This window comes from Rhizobium acaciae (assembly GCF_025941625.1).
In the GTDB taxonomy this organism is placed as follows: domain Bacteria; phylum Pseudomonadota; class Alphaproteobacteria; order Rhizobiales; family Rhizobiaceae; genus Rhizobium; species Rhizobium acaciae.
This window is the reverse complement of sequence record NZ_JAPCZO010000011.1, coordinates 103,937-122,048: the sequence shown is the minus strand read 5'-3', so window position 1 is coordinate 122,048 and position 18,112 is coordinate 103,937. Positions and strand designations below refer to the sequence as shown.

Annotated in this window: 13 protein-coding genes; 11 read left to right on the top strand and 2 right to left on the bottom strand. The window is 61.2% G+C overall.

Going from position 1 to position 18,112, the window contains the following annotated elements; translation table 11 throughout:
- Positions 1-2 precede the first annotated feature (2 nt).
- From nuoL to OLZ32_RS18615, 10 genes are all read left to right on the top strand, one after another.
- Complete coding sequence (gene nuoL, locus OLZ32_RS18665) at positions 3-2,003, top strand: NADH-quinone oxidoreductase subunit L (RefSeq protein WP_017991028.1); 2,001 nt, start codon at positions 3-5, stop codon at positions 2,001-2,003.
- Positions 2,003-3,514: an NADH-quinone oxidoreductase subunit M gene (locus OLZ32_RS18660; RefSeq protein WP_264422003.1), complete on the top strand. Its 1,512-nt coding sequence runs from the start codon at positions 2,003-2,005 to the stop codon at positions 3,512-3,514. Before nuoL ends, OLZ32_RS18660 begins: the two co-directional genes overlap by 1 nt.
- A gap of 18 nt (positions 3,515-3,532) precedes the next feature.
- Positions 3,533-4,978, top strand: coding sequence for an NADH-quinone oxidoreductase subunit NuoN (gene nuoN, locus OLZ32_RS18655; RefSeq protein WP_003547394.1), 1,446 nt, complete (start codon positions 3,533-3,535; stop codon positions 4,976-4,978).
- A complete protein-coding gene (locus OLZ32_RS18650; protein WP_029872842.1) occupies positions 4,978-5,742 on the top strand; it encodes a biotin--[acetyl-CoA-carboxylase] ligase in 765 nt (254 codons plus the stop codon). The genes nuoN and OLZ32_RS18650 overlap by 1 nt, the downstream gene beginning before the upstream one ends.
- 17 nt (positions 5,743-5,759) lie before the next feature.
- Entirely contained in the window at positions 5,760-7,430 is a 1,671-nt protein-coding gene (locus OLZ32_RS18645; RefSeq protein WP_003558459.1) for a ribonuclease J, read from the top strand.
- A 2-nt stretch (positions 7,431-7,432) separates the two neighbouring features.
- Complete coding sequence (mce, locus tag OLZ32_RS18640) at positions 7,433-7,837, top strand: methylmalonyl-CoA epimerase (protein ID WP_003547399.1); 405 nt, start codon at positions 7,433-7,435, stop codon at positions 7,835-7,837.
- A gap of 135 nt (positions 7,838-7,972) precedes the next feature.
- On the top strand, positions 7,973-8,248 hold the full coding sequence (locus OLZ32_RS18635) for a DUF1467 family protein (RefSeq protein WP_003547401.1): 276 nt from the start codon (positions 7,973-7,975) through the stop codon (positions 8,246-8,248).
- Positions 8,249-8,838: 590 nt separating this feature from the next.
- Positions 8,839-10,161 (top strand): proline--tRNA ligase, encoded by a 1,323-nt coding sequence (gene proS, locus OLZ32_RS18625; RefSeq protein ID WP_264421999.1) that lies wholly within the window; start codon positions 8,839-8,841, stop codon positions 10,159-10,161.
- A 15-nt stretch (positions 10,162-10,176) separates the two neighbouring features.
- Positions 10,177-11,481, top strand: coding sequence for a lipoprotein-releasing ABC transporter permease subunit (locus OLZ32_RS18620; RefSeq protein ID WP_264421996.1), 1,305 nt, complete (start codon positions 10,177-10,179; stop codon positions 11,479-11,481).
- A gap of 14 nt (positions 11,482-11,495) precedes the next feature.
- Positions 11,496-12,179 (top strand): ABC transporter ATP-binding protein, encoded by a 684-nt coding sequence (locus tag OLZ32_RS18615; protein ID WP_264421994.1) that lies wholly within the window; start codon positions 11,496-11,498, stop codon positions 12,177-12,179.
- A gap of 205 nt (positions 12,180-12,384) precedes the next feature.
- On the opposite strand, the gene OLZ32_RS18610 is transcribed toward OLZ32_RS18615, so the two are convergent.
- Positions 12,385-12,849 (bottom strand): DUF5680 domain-containing protein, encoded by a 465-nt coding sequence (locus OLZ32_RS18610; RefSeq protein ID WP_264421992.1) that lies wholly within the window; start codon positions 12,847-12,849, stop codon positions 12,385-12,387.
- Between the two features lie 500 nt (positions 12,850-13,349).
- On the opposite strand from OLZ32_RS18610, the gene dnaE reads away from it, so the two are divergent.
- Positions 13,350-16,847, top strand: a complete 3,498-nt coding sequence (dnaE, locus tag OLZ32_RS18605; protein WP_264421990.1) for a DNA polymerase III subunit alpha — start codon at positions 13,350-13,352, stop codon at positions 16,845-16,847.
- Here the strand turns inward: dnaE and OLZ32_RS18600 are convergent, their stop codons facing one another.
- Entirely contained in the window at positions 16,848-18,104 is a 1,257-nt protein-coding gene (locus tag OLZ32_RS18600; protein ID WP_264421988.1) for a L,D-transpeptidase family protein, read from the bottom strand.
- Between the last annotated feature and the right edge of the window lie 8 nt (positions 18,105-18,112).

The window sequence follows — 18,112 nt, the reverse complement described above, 5'->3', positions numbered from 1 at the left end:
TCATGTTCCTCTATAAGGCTATCGTCTTTCTTCCCTTGATCGGTGCGATCGTCGCCGGCCTTTTCGGCCGCGCAATCGGCGCCAAGGCTTCGGAATATGTCACCAGCGGCCTGATGATCATCGCCGCCATCCTGTCCTGGGTCGTCTTCTTCACCGTCGGCATGGGCCATGCCGAAGGCGGTCCGATCAAGGTCGAGGTGCTGCGCTGGATCCAGTCCGGCGGCATCGACGTCTCCTGGTCGCTGCGCGTGGATACGCTGACCTCAGTCATGCTGATCGTCGTCAACACGGTCTCGACGCTGGTGCATGTCTATTCGATCGGCTACATGCATACCGATCCGCATCGCCCGCGTTTCTTCGCCTATCTCTCGCTCTTCACCTTCGCCATGCTGATGCTGGTGACCGCTGACAACCTTGCCCAGATGTTCTTCGGCTGGGAAGGCGTCGGTCTCGCCTCCTATCTGCTGATCGGCTTCTGGTTCAAGAAGCCCTCGGCGACGGCCGCGGCGATGAAGGCCTTCATCGTCAACCGCGTCGGCGACTTCGGCTTCGTGCTCGGCATTGCCGGCGTCTTCGTGCTGTTCGGCTCGATCAACCTCGACACGATCTTCGCCAATGCCTCGAACTTCGCCCCGCATGAAGGCGGTGGCGAAGCGGGCGAGGTGATCCTCAATCTCTTCGGCATGCAACTCGACAAGGCGCATGCGCTGACCGGCATCTGCCTGCTGCTTTTCATGGGCGCGATGGGCAAGTCGGCGCAATTCCTGCTGCACACCTGGCTGCCGGACGCCATGGAAGGCCCGACCCCGGTCTCGGCCCTCATTCATGCCGCCACCATGGTCACTGCCGGCGTCTTCCTCGTCGCCCGCATGTCGCCGCTCTTCGAACTGTCGCCGGATGCGCTTGTCGTCGTCACCGTGATCGGCGCCATCACCGCCTTCTTCGCAGCAACCGTCGGCCTGGTGCAGAACGACATCAAGCGTGTCATCGCCTATTCCACCTGCTCGCAGCTCGGCTACATGTTCGTGGCACTCGGGGTAGGGGCCTATGGTGCGGCGATCTTCCATCTCTTCACGCACGCCTTCTTCAAGGCGCTGCTCTTCCTCTGCGCCGGCTCGGTCATCCATGCCGTCGATGGCGAGCAGGACATGCGCTACATGGGCGGCCTGCGGCCGCACATCAAGGTAACGTTCTGGATGATGATCATCGGCACGCTGGCGATCACCGGCGTCGGCATTCCCTTCACGCCGATCGGCTTTGCCGGGTTCTTCTCCAAGGACGTGATCATCGAGGCGACCTATGCATCGCATTCGCCGGTCTCCGGCTTAGCCTTCGCGCTGCTGGTCATCGCGGCTCTGTTCACGAGCTTCTATTCCTGGCGCCTGATCTTCATGACCTTCTTCGGCAAGCCGCGTGCTTCGCACGAGGTCATGCACCACGTGCACGAGTCGCCGCAGGTCATGCTTGTGCCGCTCTATCTGCTCGCGATCGGCGCAGTGCTTGCTGGCGTGATCTTCGAAGGCCGGTTCTACGGCGAGGAATATGCCGAGTTCTGGAAGGGTGCGCTCTTTACCGGCGCCGAGAACGAACTGGTCGAAGAGTTCCACCATGTTCCGGCGCTCGTGGCTTTGAGCCCGTTCATCGCCATGGTGCTCGGCTTCGTCACCGCCTGGTACATGTATATCCGCTCGCCTGAGACGCCGCGCATCCTGGCGCAGCAGCACCGCGTGCTCTACAAGTTCCTGTTGAACAAGTGGTATTTCGACGAGCTCTACGACTTCCTCTTCGTCCGCTCAGCCAAGGCGCTCGGCCGCTTCCTGTGGAAGAAGGGTGATGTCGGCGTCATCGACACATACGGCCCGAACGGCGTCGCCGCTCGCGTCGTCGCCGTCACCGATCGCGTGGTCCGCCTGCAGACCGGTTACCTCTATCACTACGCCTTCGCCATGCTGATCGGCATTGCGGCGCTCGTTACCTGGATGATGCTCGGGAGTTCCTTCTGATGACCGATTGGCCTATTCTTTCAACGGTCACCTTCCTGCCGCTCGTCGGCGTGGTGCTCCTGCTGCTGATGAACGGCGAGAGCGAAACCGGCCGGAAGAACGTGCTGTGGATCTCGCTGATCACCACCGTCTTCACCTTCCTCGTCTCGCTCGCCATCTGGATCGGCTTCGACAATGCCAATCCGGGCTTCCAGATGGTCGAGAAGCATAACTGGCTCGGCACCGGCATCGGCTACCACGTCGGCATCGACGGCATCTCGATGCTGTTCGTCATCCTGTCGACCTTCCTCATGCCCTTCTGTGTGCTGGCGAGCTGGCTCTCGATCGAGAAGCGCCTGAAGGAATACATGATCGCCTTCCTCATCCTCGAAACGATGATGATCGGCGTCTTCGTCTCGCTCGATATCGTGCTCTTCTACGTCTTCTTCGAGGCGGGCCTCATTCCGATGTTCCTGATCATCGGTGTCTGGGGCGGCAAGGACCGCGTCTATGCGAGCTACAAGTTCTTCCTCTATACGCTGCTCGGCTCGGTGCTGATGCTGCTCGCGATCATGGCGATGTACTGGCAGGCCGGCACGACCGACATCACCGCGCTGCTCGCCTACAAGTTCCCGCCGGCGCTGCAGACCTGGTTATGGCTTGCCTTCTTCGCCTCCTTTGCGGTGAAGATGCCGATGTGGCCGGTCCATACCTGGCTTCCCGATGCCCACGTTCAGGCGCCGACGGCTGGCTCTGTGATCCTGGCCGGCGTGCTTTTGAAGCTCGGCGGCTACGGTCTCATCCGCTTCTCGCTCGGCATGTTCCCGGTCGCCTCCGATTATTTCGCGCCGCTCGTCTTTGCCATGTCCGTCATCGCGATCATCTACACCTCTCTGGTGGCGATGATGCAGGACGATATCAAGAAGCTGATCGCCTATTCCTCCGTGGCCCACATGGGCTACGTGACCATGGGCATCTTTGCCGCCAACATGCAGGGCGTTCAGGGCTCGATCTTCCAGATGCTCTCGCACGGTATCGTCTCCGGCGCGCTCTTCCTCTGCGTCGGCGTCGTCTACGACCGCACCCACACCCGCGAGATCAACGCCTATGGCGGCCTCGTCAACAACATGCCGAAATACGCGGTGGCGATGATGGTCTTCACCATGGCCAATGTCGGGCTTCCCGGCACGTCGGGCTTCGTCGGCGAATTCCTGACGCTGATCGGTGTCTTCCGGGTCAATACCTGGGTAGCGCTCTTTGCCGCCACCGGCGTCATCCTCTCGGCCGCCTACGCGCTCTGGCTTTATCGCCGGGTGATCTTCGGCGCGCTGGAAAAGGAGAGGCTGAAAGCGCTGCTCGATCTTTCTCCGCGCGAGCAGTTGATCCTCTACCCGCTGGTCGCGCTGACCATATTCTTCGGCGTTTACCCGGCTCCGGTCTTCGATGCGACGGCTGCCTCGGTGGATCTGCTGGTCAACAACTACACGGCCGCCGTGCACGCAGCGCAGAATGTTGCGCTGTCTATGAAATGATGACGGGACTTATTGGACATGACCGCTGAAACAATTCTCCTCAGTCTGCATCTTTCCGCGCCGGAGCTCATCCTCGCGGTCGGCGCCCTTGTCCTGTTGATGGTCGGCGTCTTCTCCGGCGAGCGGTCGGGCCTTCTCGTCACCGGCCTCGCCATCGTTCTGCTGCTGGCCTCCGGCCTGTGGCTGCTCTTCGTGCCGGCAGAGGGCCTTGCCTATGGCGGGGTCTACATGGCGGACGGCTTCTCGCGCTTCATGAAGCTGGTGGCGCTGATCGGTTCGCTGGTCGCAATCTTCATGTCGATCGGCCACGCCCGCGAAAATCAGCTCGACAAGTTCGAGTTCCCGGTTCTCCTGGTGCTTGCGACCCTCGGCATCCTGCTGATGATCTCGGCCAACGACCTGATCTCGCTCTATCTGGCGCTGGAGCTGCAGTCGCTGGCGCTCTACGTCGTCGCAGCGATCAACCGCGACAGCCTGAAGTCGACCGAAGCCGGCCTGAAATATTTCGTCCTCGGCGCGCTTTCCTCCGGCATGCTGCTCTATGGCATGTCGCTGGTCTACGGCTTCACCGGCCACACCCACTTCTCCGAGATCGCCCAGGCGCTGTCCGTCGAGGGCGCGCGTTCGCTCGGACTGATCTTCGGCCTGGTCTTCATCCTCGCCGGTATTGCCTTCAAGATCTCGGCCGTTCCCTTCCATATGTGGACGCCGGATGTTTATGAAGGCGCGCCGACACCGGTGACCGCTTTCCTGGCCGCAGCGCCCAAGGTTGCCGCCATGGCGATGATGACCCGTATCGTCATCACCGCCTTCCAGCCGGTTCTGGCGGACTGGCAGCAGGTCGTCGTCTTCATCTCGATCGCCTCTATGCTGCTCGGCTCGTTTGCCGCGATCGGCCAGAAGAACATCAAGCGACTGATGGCCTATTCCTCGATCGGCCACATGGGTTATGCGCTGGTCGGTCTTGCCGCCGGCAACCAGACCGGCGTCACCGGCGTCATGCTTTACATGGTCATCTACATGGTCATGACGCTCGGCACCTTTGCGATCATCATGTCGATGCGCCGCAAGGACGGCACAGTCGTCGAAAATGTCGACGATCTCGCCGGCCTCTCCACAACGAACCCGTTCATGGCCGTGGTGCTGACGGCGCTGATGTTCTCGCTTGCCGGCATCCCGCCGCTCGCCGGCTTCTTCGCGAAGTACTTCGTCTTCGTTGCCGCCATCGAGGCCAAGCTCTATGCGCTTGCCATCATCGGCGTTCTCGCCTCGGTCGTCGGCGCCTACTACTATCTGCGTGTCATCAAGCTGATGTGGTTCGATGAGGCGACCGGCGAATTCGCTCGTGTCTCCGGAGCGCTGCGTCTGGTCTTCGGTCTCTCCGGTCTCTTCGTCACCGCCTATGTCCTCATCGGCGGCCCGATCGGCGGCGCTGCAGAGCTTGCCGCCGCGACCCTCTTTTGATGGCTTCCGACGGACGGCGCCGGATATCGCTCGGCGATTTCAGGCACGAGGCTCTGTCGGAAACATCGTCTACCAACAGCGAATGCCTTGCCCGGGCTCGGGCGGGCGATGGCGGCAATCTCTGGGTGACCGCCGAGAGGCAGACGGGCGGCCGCGGCCGCCGCGGCAGGCTCTGGGTTTCCGAGCGCGGCAATCTCTACGCTTCTCTTCTTCTGATCGACCCGGCGCCGATGGAGCGCCTTGGTTCTCTGCCGCTGGCGATCGCCGTTGCCGTGCACCAGGCGATCCGCAGGGTGCTGCCGCTGGGCGCCGAGCCGCTCGAGGTCAAATGGCCGAACGATATCCTCATCGGTCGAAAGAAGACCTGTGGCATTCTCGTCGAAGGTGAGGGGCTGCCGGACGGACGTTACGCGCTGATCGTCGGCATCGGCATCAATATCTCTGTCATGCCGGACAATCCGCTCTACCCCGTCACCTGCCTGCGTCAGCAGGGAAGTGCGGCATCGCCGGAGGAACTCTTCGCGCATCTCTTCGCCGCCACGGCGGAAGTGCTTGAAATATGGGACGAGGGCCGCGGCATCGGCGAGATCACGGCGCTCTGGCGCGCCATCGCCTGCGGCATCGGCGAAAAGATTACGGTCAATTTGCCGGACCGATCGATTTCCGGACAATTCGCCGGAATTGATGATAATGGCTTGTTGATGCTCGATACCGGCGCTGGCAGGATAATGCCCATTGCTGCCGGTGATGTGTTTTTTGGATAGCGGAAAAAACGAAAATTATGGCGAAACAGGACGAACTGGTATTCCTGCCTCTGGGCGGTGTCGGTGAGATTGGCATGAATCTCGCTCTCTACGGCTACGGCCCGCCCGAGCATCGCCAGTGGATCATGGTTGATTGCGGTGTCACTTTTCCGGGGCCCGACCTGCCGGGCGTCGACCTCGTACTGCCCGATATCCGCTTCCTCGCCAGCGAACGAAAGAACCTCAAGGCGATCATCATCACCCATGCGCATGAAGATCATTATGGTGCGCTGGCCGATCTCTGGCCAGGCCTCAACGTGCCGGTCTATGCCTCTGGTTTTACATCAGGTCTGCTCGAAGCCAAGCGCAATTACGAGAAGGCTAAGATCGGCGAAGTGCCGGTGACGCCGTTCAAGGCCGGCGATACGATCAATGTCGGCCCCTTCAGCATCGAAGGTGTGGCCGTCAACCATTCGATCCCCGAGCCGATGTCGCTGATGATCCGCACGCCGGTCGGCAATGTCATCCATACCGGCGACTGGAAGATCGATCACGAGCCTTCGCTGGGGCCGCTGACCGACGAGACCCGTTTCCGCCAACTCGGCGACGAGGGCGTGCTGGCGCTGATGTGCGATTCCACCAATGCGCTGCGCGACGGTGTTTCGCCCTCCGAGAAGGATGTGTCCGAAAGCCTGCGCAAGATCATCGAGAATGCCGAGGGCCGGGTGGCGATCACCACCTTCTCGTCGAATGTCGGGCGTATCCGCACCGTTGCCGAGGCTGCCGAGGCGGCAGGCCGCGAAGTGCTGCTGCTCGGCAGTTCGCTAAAGCGCGTCGTCGACGTCGCCCAGGATATCGGCCTGATGGAAGGTGTGAAGCCCTTCATCTCCGAGGACGAATACGGCTATATCCCGCGCGACAAGGTCGTCGTCATCCTGACCGGCAGCCAGGGCGAGGCGCGGGCAGCCCTTGCCAAGCTCTCGCGCGACGAGATGCGCAATGTGGCGTTTGCGGCAGGCGATATCGTCGTCTTTTCCTCGCGCGCCATTCCCGGCAACGAGAAGGCGATCCAGGACATCAAGAACGGCCTCGTCGAGCAGGGTGTGCACATCATCACGGATACCGAGGCATTGGTCCACGTTTCCGGCCATCCGCGCCGCAACGAGTTGCAGCGGATGTATGAGTGGACGCGGCCGAAGATCGTCGTGCCGGTGCATGGCGAGGCAACGCATCTGACGGCGCATAAGGAACTTGCCGAGCAATCCGGCATCGCCTTGGTGCCGCGGGTGCGCAACGGCGATATCCTGCGGCTGGCGCCCGGTCCCGTCGAGGTGATCGGCGAGGCGCCGCATGGCCGGATTTATAAGGATGGCACGCTGATCGGCGATTTCGACGAGATGGGTATCGGCGAGCGCAAGAAGCTCTCCTATGTCGGGCATGTCGCGGTCAACGTCGTGCTCGACGCCCGCTATGACATCGTCGGCGAACCCGACCTCATTTCGATCGGCCTGCCGACCTACGATGACGAGGGTGAGGATATGGAGGATACGCTCTTCGACGCGGCGGTCAGCGCCATCGAGAGCATTCCGCGCGCCCGCCGCAAGGATATCGACATGCTGCAGGAGGCCGTGCGCCGCGCCATCCGCTCGGCCGCGAACAACACCTGGGGCAAGAAACCTCTTGTCACCGCCTTCGTTACCAAGGTCTGAGCATGCTCGGCCGGGTCAACCATATCGCCATCGCCGTGCCCGATCTGGCCGCGGCGACGGCGGCCTATCGCGATACGCTGGGTGCTGCCGTATCGCAGCCGCAGGCTCTGCCGGAACACGGCGTCACCGTCGTTTTCGTCGAATTGCCGAACACCAAGGTCGAATTGCTGCAGCCGCTCGGAGCTGCCTCGCCGATCGCAGCCTTCCTCGAAAAGAACCCGTCCGGCGGCATGCACCACATCTGCTACGAGGTGGACGATATCCTTCTCGCCCGAGACCGCCTGGTAGACGCGGGCGCCAGGGTGCTCGGCGACGGCCAGCCGAAGACCGGCGCGCATGGCAAGCCGGTGCTCTTTTTGCATCCCAAGGATTTCTTCGGTACGCTGATCGAACTCGAACAGGCCTGAGTCCTGCTGCGGCAGAGTGATAGCCCTGCTGCGGCAGAGTGACCCGAGGGCGGCTAAACGTGTCGCCGGCTTTGAGTTGGTCGCCATTCCGCCGTATAAGGACGCGATATCAGCGCGGCATCAACGGGAACCATCATGCTCCAGATCTTTCTTCAGGGATTTGCCGTCTACTTCATCATCTGGTGGATGACGCTTTTCGCCGTCCTGCCGATCGGCCTGCGCACCCAGGCGGATGACAACGACGTCGTGCTCGGCACCGTTCCAAGCGCGCCCACCCGGTTTCGCGCCGCTTTCGTGTTTTCGCTGACGACGCTGATTTCGGCTCTGGTCTACGGCCTCTGGTACGTCTGCGACACCTATTTCGGCTGGGGCTTCGATGCCCTGCCGCAACTCGGCCCCAGCTTCTATTGAGCGTGGCTTTTGCTCAAACTTTGAGCAGATGTAAACCTATTGAAAGCGAACTTCGTCATACCAGTGTCATACTGTTGCGGCAAAGAGCTCTCGTAACGGAATGACGGTCATCCCCTAACGGAAGTCGGCCGGATTTCTGGATGGGATGGACGCCGAAAAGCCAAAAAAAAACAAGGCTAAAAGCCTTGTTTTAAGTATCGCGTGATCTGTAACCGTTGCCGGGGCTGCGACGAGCGCGCCTAAGATCTGATCCTCCCAAGACTTGACCGCGAATTCGGCAAGAATTTAACTTCCTGCCTGTTTTGTGAGCTAAAACTAGCTCAAACATTGGGCTTTGTCATTAGCTTTTTTTGCATTTTTGCTACACTCTAGCAAAATTTTTCTGTTGACAAGATTTTCGTTCAAGTCCTTATAAACACGCGCTTTTTTATGCCCCTCCATTTTGCGGGTGCGAACATGCGCTTCCGGGAGGTTGCCGGCATCCGTTGCGGGTTTCCTTCCTGCCGCGAAGCGGCTATGAACGCTCCCGACATTAACAATGGTCTTTCGATTCCGCCTGCTGCGGGATCTCAACTGCTCCGGAATCCGCCATGCGTCTGTCCCGCTATTTCATGCCCATCCTCAAGGAAAACCCCAAGGAGGCGGAAATCGTCTCCCACCGGCTGATGCTACGTGCCGGCATGATCCGTCAGCAGTCGCAGGGCATCTATTCCTGGCTGCCGCTCGGCAAGCGCGTGCTCGACAAGGTCAACGCCATTATCCGCGACGAGCAGAACCGCGCCGGCGCGATCGAGCTGTCGATGCCGACCCTGCAATCGGCCGAGCTCTGGCAGGAAAGCGGCCGATACGACGCCTATGGCAAGGAGATGCTGCGCATCAAGGACCGTCAGGATCGGCCGATGCTCTACGGCCCCACCAACGAAGAGATGGTGACGGATATTTTCCGCTCCTCCGTCAAGTCCTACAAGGACCTGCCGCTCAATCTCTATCATATCCAGCTGAAGTTCCGTGACGAGATCCGGCCGCGCTTCGGCACCATGCGCTCGCGCGAATTCATGATGAAGGATGCCTATTCCTTCGATCTGACGCGCGAAGCGGCGGAACATTCCTATAACAAGATGTTCGCGGCCTATCTCAGAACCTTCGACCGGCTCGGCCTGCGCGCCATTCCGATGCGCGCCGATACCGGCCCGATCGGCGGCAAGCTCAGCCATGAATTCATCATCCTCGCCGATACCGGCGAATCCGAGGTCTTCTGCCACAAGGATTTCGTCGATTTCGATATTCCTGGCGAACACACCGATTTCGACAGTGTCGAGGGCCTGCAGGCGATCTTCGACAAATGGACCTCGCTCTATGCGGCGACCTCGGAAATGCACGACGAGGCGGCTTTCAACGCCGTTCCCGAAGGCGACCGCTTGTCGGCGCGCGGCATCGAGGTCGGCCACATCTTCTATTTCGGCACGAAATATTCCGAGCCGATGGGCGCGAAAGTGCAGGGACCTGATGGCAAGGAACACTTCGTTCACATGGGTTCCTACGGTATCGGCCCGACACGCCTTGTTCCCGCCATCATCGAAGCATCGCATGATGATAGCGGAATCATCTGGCCGGCATCGGTCGCACCCTTCGATATCGTTGTGATCAACATGAAGGCGGGCGATCAGGCCTGTGACGATACCTGCGAGCTGATCTATGCCGCGCTGAGCAAGGCCGGCAAGGATGTGCTCTATGACGATACCGACGACCGGGCCGGCACGAAATTCGCGACCGCCGACCTGATCGGTGTACCCGTCCAGATCATCGCCGGCCCGCGCGCGGTCGCAAACGGTGAAGTGGAAGTGAAGGACCGCAAGACCGGCGCCCGCGAAACGATGACCATCGAAGCGGCGATCAATCGGTTCGTGGCTTAAGGAAACGGAGGCAAAATGGCAGAGGCAGCAGTGGACCGGAGTTCAAAATCCGGCTTGGGTCCGGCTGGCAAGCCATTTTCCACCTTTGAACGCCTCGTGGCGTGGCGTTATCTGCGCGCCCGCCGCAAGGAGGCCTTCATATCGGTCATCGCCGGCTTCTCCTTCGTCGGCATCATGCTCGGCGTTGCGACGCTGATCATCGTCATGGCCGTGATGAACGGCTTCCGCACCGAACTCGTCTCGCGCATCCTCGGCATCAACGGCCACATGATCGTCCAGCCGGTCGACGGCCCCTTCACCGATTATCCTGATCTCTCCAGCAGGCTTGCCGCAGTGCCCGGCGTCAAGATGGCGCTGCCGTTGGTGGAGGGCCAGGTGCTCGCCTCCGCCCAGGCCGGCGGCAGCACCGGCGCTCTGGTGCGCGGCGCCCGCGCCGAGGATCTGACCAAGCTCAAGATGGTCTCCGACAACATCAAGTCAGGCGATATGGTGGGGTATGCCTCCGGCGACGGCGTGCTGATCGGCACCCGCATGGCCGACCAGCTCGGTCTGCGTGTTGGTGATCTCATTACGCTGACGTCACCGGATGGCGACATTACGCCGATGGGCGTCAGCCCTCGCATCAAATCCTACAAGATCTCCGGCCTCTTCGAGATCGGCATGTCGGAATATGACTCCTCGATCATCTTCATGCCGCTCGAGGAAGCGCAGCTCTATTTCAATGCCGAGGGGCTGGTGCAGTCGATCGAGCTCTTCGTCGATAACCCCGACGATATCGACGATCTGAGGCCCAAGGTGGAGGAGGCGGCCGGCCGCCAGATCGCCATCACCGACTGGCGCCAGCGCAATCAGACCTTCTTCTCGGCGCTGCAGGTCGAGCGCAACGTCATGTTCATGATCCTGACGCTGATCGTGCTTGTCGCAGCGCTGAACATCATCTCCGGCCTCATCATGCTGGTGAAGGACAAGGGCAGCGATATCGCCATCCTGCGCACCATGGGCGCCAGCGCTGGCGCGATCATGCGCATCTTCTTCATGACCGGGGCGGCGATCGGCATCGTCGGCACCATTGCCGGTGTGCTGCTCGGCGTTCTCGTCTGCGTCAACATCGAATCCGTCCGTCAGTTCTTCTCCTGGATTTCAGGTACCGTACTCTTCAATCCGCAGGTCTATTTCCTCAGCCAGCTACCGGCCGAGATGGATCTCAGCGAAACGATCTCGATCGTCGTCATGGCGCTGACGCTCTCCTTCATCGCGACCATCTTTCCGGCCTGGCGTGCCTCCAGGCTCGATCCGGTGCAGGCCCTGCGCTACGAATAAGGAATGCCGCCTTCATGAAACGCAACGTCGTTCTCCAGCTTACCGGCGTCGAGCGCCATTACGGGCAGGGCGGTACGCTGCTCTCGATCCTGAAGGGCGCGGATTTTTCGATATCAAAAGGGGAGATTGTCGCTCTCGTCGCCCCTTCCGGCACCGGCAAGTCGACACTGCTGCATGTCGCCGGCCTGCTGGAGCATCCGGACGGCGGAGAAGTCAACATCAACGGCCATGCCTGTGACGGCCTGAGCGACGAGAAACGCACCGCCATCCGCCGCGGCGAAATCGGCTTTGTCTATCAGTTCCACCACTTGCTGCCGGAATTCTCGGCGCTCGAAAATATCATGATGCCGCAGTTGATCGCCGGGCTGTCCTGGAAGGAAGCCGGAGAGCGGGCCGGCCAGCTTCTCGATTATATGCGGATCGGCCATCGTGGCTCGCATCGCCCCGGCGAGCTTTCCGGCGGCGAGCAGCAGCGCGTTGCGATTGCCCGCGCCGTCGCCAATGCGCCGACCCTGCTTCTTGCCGACGAGCCGACCGGCAATCTCGACCCCGAAACGGCAAGCTACGTCTTCGACGCGCTGGAAGCGCTGGTGCGCCAGTCCGGCCTTGCTGCCCTCATCGCCACCCACAATCACGAACTCGCCCGCCGCATGGATCGGCGCGTGACGATCTCCGACGGCAAGATCGTCGATTTCTGAGACCGCGATCCATGGCTGTCCGGTTTGCGCCGATGGCAGCCCCTCATCGTAACCTACCGGGGTCGAGCCAGTCGTCTCGCCCCGTCCTTCGGAGCCCCGTAAAAAACGGGGCGAGGGGACGTGCCAAACGCAGCGTCGAGGTTAGAGAAAGCCGGTGCAGCATGTCCCTTCGCCCCGCGAGCGGGGAAAGTGCAGCGGGCCGCGATCAAGGGATGACCAGCCCGCCGCGATAGTCGAGCATATAGGCCTTCTGGCCATCGACCATGATGCATTCATGGCCGATGAACCGCTCGCAGCCGCCTTCGCTGCTGTCGATATAGCGGCCGAACGGATGGTCGAATTCCATCCCGCCAAGAAACCGGCCCTCGCGATACATCGCCGAAAGTGCCGTCTTGATCACCGTTCCCGCTGCTGCGCCGTCGATGAGATCAGGTGCAATGACGCAGCCGAAATAATTCATCGCCCAGACGGGCTCGTCGGCAAGCCACACCACTTCCTGTCCGGCGAAATCGGTCCCGCCGAAATAGCTGTCGAGATAGCGCCAGTCGCCGCGTTCGTAACCGATATCGTGGGCACCCGGCCGACAGGGCGCGCGTGCCACGCCGCCGCCGACATAGGTCGCAGCCTTCGCCTCCACGACGAATTCGTTCAGCATCGCAATATCGACCATGTCATTCTCCTGTCAGCCCGATGCTGGCAAATACGCCGCGGCATGTAAAGAACAAAAAGAGAACATATGCCGGAAATAAGAGTCGCCCTGAGGAGGTCTGCCGCCTGAGCACCATGACCGATCTGCGGCGGATCGGGAAAGGCAACGCTGCTGCCGATCACGTCGAGCGCGGCCCCTTAGCCGATTCGGCGCCTATTTCCTGGGATTTTCAAACACAAGAAAGAAGGAAAAGATTCCTGTTGACAACAGAACATACATGGAACAAATTGAAAACATAACGAGTAAAGGAGAGCCCGATGACTGACATGATCCGTGATATCGCAGCATTCACCTCCATCGCAATGTTCGTTGCCAGCTTCTCGCTCATCGTCATGGCGCTCTAAAGTTTTCAGGGGACCGCGTGGTAATCATGCGGTCCGGACCCGAGACTTCTTCTGGACATCATCGCCCTCTATGCCGACAATGCGTCCGATTCATTCGGGTGATTGGGAAGGCATGTCATGGCGGATACGGCAAAGGGTTCAACGGGTGAGGCGACCGGCGGCACGCCGGGTTTCATCCACCTGAGGGTCCATTCCGCCTATTCGCTTCTCGAGGGCGCCCTGCCGCTGAAGAAGATCCTCTACAAGGCGACCGGCGACAGCCAGCCGGCGATTGCGATTACCGACACCAACAATCTGTTCGTCGCCCTCGAATTCTCCCAGAAGGCGATGGAGGAAGGCCTGCAGCCGATCATCGGCTGCCAGGTCTCGATCGACATGGAAGACGGGCTGGAAACGGAAAAGCGCGGCGGCCAGCAGGCCCTGGTCAAGCTGCCGTCGATCGTTCTTCTCGCCGCGACGGATGCCGGTTACGAACGGCTGGTCGATCTCGTCAGCCGGGCCTATCTCGGCGGCGAGAGCAACCAGGCCGTTCATATCAGCGCCTCCTGGCTGGAGGAGGCAGGCACGGAAGGGCTGATCGCATTGAGCGGTGCCTTGACCGGGCCGGTCGACGTGGCGATCAAGGAAGGCCATCCCGCTCAGGCGGAAGTCCGGTTGCTCACGCTGAAGCGCCTCTTCGGCGACAGGCTCTATGTCGAGCTGCAGCGCCACGGCACCTACGACAAGCGGCACGAGCAGAAGATTATCGGGCTCGCCTATGCCCACGACCTGCCGCTGGTTGCGACCAACGAGGCATTCTTTCCGACCCGCGACGATTACGACGCCCATGATGCGCTGATGGCGGTCGCGCACAATGCCATCGTCTCCGACGACAGCCGCTTTCGCCTGACGCCGGATCACTATCTGAAGAGCCGGGCCGAGATGGTCAAGCTCTTCGCCGACCTGCCGGAAGCGCTGGAAAATACAATCGAGATCGCCACCCGCTGCTCCTTCGTGCTGAAGACGCGAAAGCCGATCCTGCCACGCTTCACCGGTGCGACCGACGATGCCGAGGAGGCCGAACGCGCCGAGGCGAGCGAGCTGCGCCGCCAGGCGGTCGAAGGCCTGGACATGCGGCTTGCAACGCTCGGCATGTCGCCGGGTTACGAGGAAAGGGATTATCGCGAACGGCTGGATTTCGAACTCAGCGTCATCGAGCGCATGCGTTTCCCTGGCTACTTCCTGATCGTTGCCGACTTCATCAAATGGGCCAAGCAGCATGACATTCCGGTCGGTCCCGGCCGCGGTTCGGGCGCCGGTTCGCTGGTCGCCTATGCATTGACGATCACCGACGTCGATCCCTTGCGTTTTTCGCTGCTCTTCGAGCGCTTCCTCAATCCGGAACGCGTCTCGATGCCCGACTTCGACATCGACTTCTGCCAGGACCGCCGCGAAGAGGTGATCCGCTACGTCCAGGCCAAATATGGCCGCGAGCAGGTGGCGCAGATCATCACTTTCGGTTCGCTGCAGGCACGCGCCGCCCTTCGCGATGTCGGCCGCGTGCTTGAGATGCCCTATGGCCAGGTCGACAAGATCTGCAAACTCGTGCCGAACAATCCCGCCAATCCGACGCCGCTCTCCAAGGCGATCGAGGAGGAGCCGAAGCTGCAGGAGGAGGCGGCAAAGGAACCGGTTGTCGCGCGCCTGCTCGACATCGCCCAGAAGATCGAGGGGCTTTACCGCCATGCCTCGACCCATGCCGCCGGCATCGTCATCGGCGACCGGCCGCTTTCCAAACTGGTGCCGATGTATCGCGATCCGCGTTCGGACATGCCGGTCACCCAGTTCAACATGAAATGGGTGGAGCAGGCGGGCCTCGTCAAGTTCGACTTCCTCGGCCTGAAGACGCTGACCGTGCTGAAGGTCGCAGTCGATTTCGTCGCCAAGCTCGGTATCAAGGTCGATCTCGCAGCCATTCCTCTCGACGACAAGAAGACCTACGAGATGCTGTCGCGCGGCGAGACGGTCGGCGTGTTCCAGGTGGAAAGTGCAGGCATGCGCAAGGCGCTGATCGGCATGAAGCCGGACTGCATCGAGGACATCATCGCGCTGGTGGCGCTCTATCGTCCGGGCCCGATGGAGAATATCCCGACCTACAATGCCCGCAAGCACGGCGACGAAGAGCTGGAATCGATCCATCCGATGATCGACCACCTGCTCAAGGAAACGCAAGGCGTCATCGTCTATCAGGAACAGGTGATGCAGATCGCCCAGGTACTATCAGGCTATTCTCTGGGCGAAGCCGATCTTCTGCGTCGCGCCATGGGTAAGAAGATCAAGGCCGAGATGGACCAGCAGCGCGAACGCTTCGTCGTTGGCGCCGTCAAGAATGGTGTGTCGAAACCGCAGGCCGACAATATCTTCGAGCTGCTGGCGAAGTTCGCCAATTACGGCTTCAACAAGTCGCATGCCGCCGCCTATGCCATCGTCTCCTACCAGACGGCCTACATGAAGGCGCATTATCCGGTCGAATTCCTCGCCGCCTCGATGACGCTCGACATGTCCAACACGGAAAAGGTCAATGATTTCCGCCAGGACGCCAAGCGCCTCGGCATCGAGGTGATCGCGCCCTCGGTGCAGAGCTCCTTCCGCCATTTCGAGACCGGAGACAACCGCATCTATTACGCGCTCGCCGCCCTCAAGGGCGTCGGCGAATCCGCCGTCGACCATATCGTCGAGGTGCGTGGCGACAAGCCCTTTGCCAGTATTGAGGATTTCTGCCTGCGCATCGATCCGCGCCAGGTCAATCGTCGCGTGCTCGAAAGCCTGATCTATGCCGGCGCCTTCGATTGTTTCGACATGGACCGCGCCCAGCTGGCAGCCGGCCTCGACCGTGTTCTCGGTTATGCCCAGCGTGCCCAGGAGAACAAGCTGAGCGGCCAGTCGGACATTTTCGGCAGTACGCTGACGTCGGGGCCCGAGAAGATCTCTTTGCCGCCGTTCTCGCCCTGGCTCCCCTCCGAGCGGCTGCTCAAGGAATTCCAGGTGCTGGGCTTCTATCTGACGGCCCACCCGCTCGATTCCTACAACAACATCTTGCAGAAGATGCGGGTGCAGACCTTTGCCGAATTTTCTGCCGCCATCAAACAGGGCGCGGCCAATGCGCGGCTTGCCGGTACGGTCATCTCGAAGCAGGAGCGCAAGACCCGCACCGGCAACAAGATGGGCATCATCGTCTTTTCGGATTCTTCGGGCCAGTTCGAAGCGGTGCTGTTTTCGGAAATGCTGAACCAGTATCGCGACGTGCTCGAATCGGGAAAATCCTTCGTGCTGACCGCGACGGGCGAGGAGCGGCCGGAGGGTATCGGCCTGCGCATCCAGACGATCCAGTCGCTGGAGGAAAAGTCGCTGCAGATGCAGAAGGCGCTGCGCGTCTATGTCCGAGATTCCGGACCGCTGAGGATGGTCGCCGCCCATCTGAACGCCAAGGGCGACGGCCTCGTCTCCTTCATCGTCATCAAGGAGGATGGCAAACGCGAGGTGGAAGTGGCGCTGTCGGAGAAATACCGCATCACGCCGGAGATCGCCGCCGCCCTTCGCGCCGCGCCCGGCGTCGTCGACGTCGAGCTCGTCTGATTACCCGCGGGTGATCGTGATGAAATCCGTGCCTTCGCCGGTCTCCCGGCCGAGGCCGGTATCGGAGATCGTCAGCGTCGAGCCCGGCGCGATGAGGGCGTCGATCATGCGGCGGGTCTCGTCGGGGATGGTAATCCGGCTGAGCGCACGGGCGATCGGCTTGCCTGTGATGATCGAGCTTTCCTGATTGGTGATGCCGAGCCGCTTCATCGCCTCGCGGGAGAGATTGTTCATGAGCGTGATGCCGAGCCAGTCCGCTGTGCCGGCCTTTGCATCGACGGCATGCAACGTGAAGAAATGCGTGCCGAGCGCCAGTCCCGGATCGGCGATCGTCACCGGCGCTTCGAAGAGGGGCTTGAAGGCCTGCCGCACCATGATGACGCCGTTCGGCGGCTCACCCTTGCCAGCCGCGGCATAGACTTCCCTGAGGAGCGTGTCGGAGACCAGGTTCCTGTCGGCGGCGAATTCCGTCGGCCGCAATGTCTTGAAAGCCTTGATCGCCTGCACCGTCGACGGACCGAGCAAGCCGTCCGGATTGCCGGCGGAAAAGCCGAGCTTGTTGAGCAGGGTCTGGATGTCGATCACCGTCTCGCGCAGCGTCCGGCGCGTAACAAGCATGCTGATCGGCTCGGACGGCGGCTCGGGTTCGGGTGCTGCAATCGGCGGCGCTGCCGGCATCGGCATCGCAGCCGTGTCGTTCATCGCCACCTGCACCGGCTTCTCGGGGCTGTGGGGCATGGAGGGCCGCAGTTCGACATCCGAAAGCAGCGGCATCGCCGCCGGTGCATCCGGATGAAAAAGTGTCGGATGGTCGATCGGTTGCGGCGCCAGTTCACCGTCGCTGATAATGACGGGGACACCGCGGTCGGTCATCCCATAGAGCATTTTTGCGAAGGCGCCGGGCATGCGTACGCAGCCATGCGAGGCCGGATAACGCGGCACCGAATTGGATTCGTGCAGGGCGATGCCGGACCAGGTCAGCCTTTGCATGAACGGCATCGGGGCGTTGGAATAGAGATTGGATTCGTGGTATTTCTGCTTTTCCAGCACCGAAAAGATGCCGCTCGGCGTCGTGTGGCCGTCCTTGCCGGTCGAGACCTTCGAGGTCGCAACGACCTCGGTGCCATCATAGACCGCAAGCGACTGCTTGTCCTTCGAGACGATGATCTGCAGCGTGCGCGCATCCGCGGCAAGAGCAGGGTGCACGAGTGCGGTGGCCGACAGCAAGCCGAGGCCGAAGACGAGACGCGAGAACATGATACCCA

Excerpts from the sequence above, each read along its gene's own strand:
- nuoL (WP_017991028.1), top strand. The coding sequence starts at position 3 with ATGTTCCTCTATAAGGCTATCGTCTTTCTTCCCTTGATCGGTGCGATC.
- OLZ32_RS18660 (WP_264422003.1), top strand. The coding sequence starts at position 2,003 with ATGACCGATTGGCCTATTCTTTCAACGGTCACCTTCCTGCCGCTCGTC.
- nuoN (WP_003547394.1), top strand. The coding sequence starts at position 3,533 with ATGACCGCTGAAACAATTCTCCTCAGTCTGCATCTTTCCGCGCCGGAG.
- OLZ32_RS18650 (WP_029872842.1), top strand. The coding sequence starts at position 4,978 with ATGGCTTCCGACGGACGGCGCCGGATATCGCTCGGCGATTTCAGGCAC.
- OLZ32_RS18645 (WP_003558459.1), top strand. The coding sequence starts at position 5,760 with ATGGCGAAACAGGACGAACTGGTATTCCTGCCTCTGGGCGGTGTCGGT.
- mce (WP_003547399.1), top strand. The coding sequence starts at position 7,433 with ATGCTCGGCCGGGTCAACCATATCGCCATCGCCGTGCCCGATCTGGCC.
- OLZ32_RS18635 (WP_003547401.1), top strand. The coding sequence starts at position 7,973 with ATGCTCCAGATCTTTCTTCAGGGATTTGCCGTCTACTTCATCATCTGG.
- proS (WP_264421999.1), top strand. The coding sequence starts at position 8,839 with ATGCGTCTGTCCCGCTATTTCATGCCCATCCTCAAGGAAAACCCCAAG.
- OLZ32_RS18620 (WP_264421996.1), top strand. The coding sequence starts at position 10,177 with ATGGCAGAGGCAGCAGTGGACCGGAGTTCAAAATCCGGCTTGGGTCCG.
- OLZ32_RS18615 (WP_264421994.1), top strand. The coding sequence starts at position 11,496 with ATGAAACGCAACGTCGTTCTCCAGCTTACCGGCGTCGAGCGCCATTAC.
- OLZ32_RS18610 (WP_264421992.1), bottom strand. The coding sequence starts at position 12,849 with ATGGTCGATATTGCGATGCTGAACGAATTCGTCGTGGAGGCGAAGGCT.
- dnaE (WP_264421990.1), top strand. The coding sequence starts at position 13,350 with ATGGCGGATACGGCAAAGGGTTCAACGGGTGAGGCGACCGGCGGCACG.
- OLZ32_RS18600 (WP_264421988.1), bottom strand. The coding sequence starts at position 18,104 with ATGTTCTCGCGTCTCGTCTTCGGCCTCGGCTTGCTGTCGGCCACCGCA.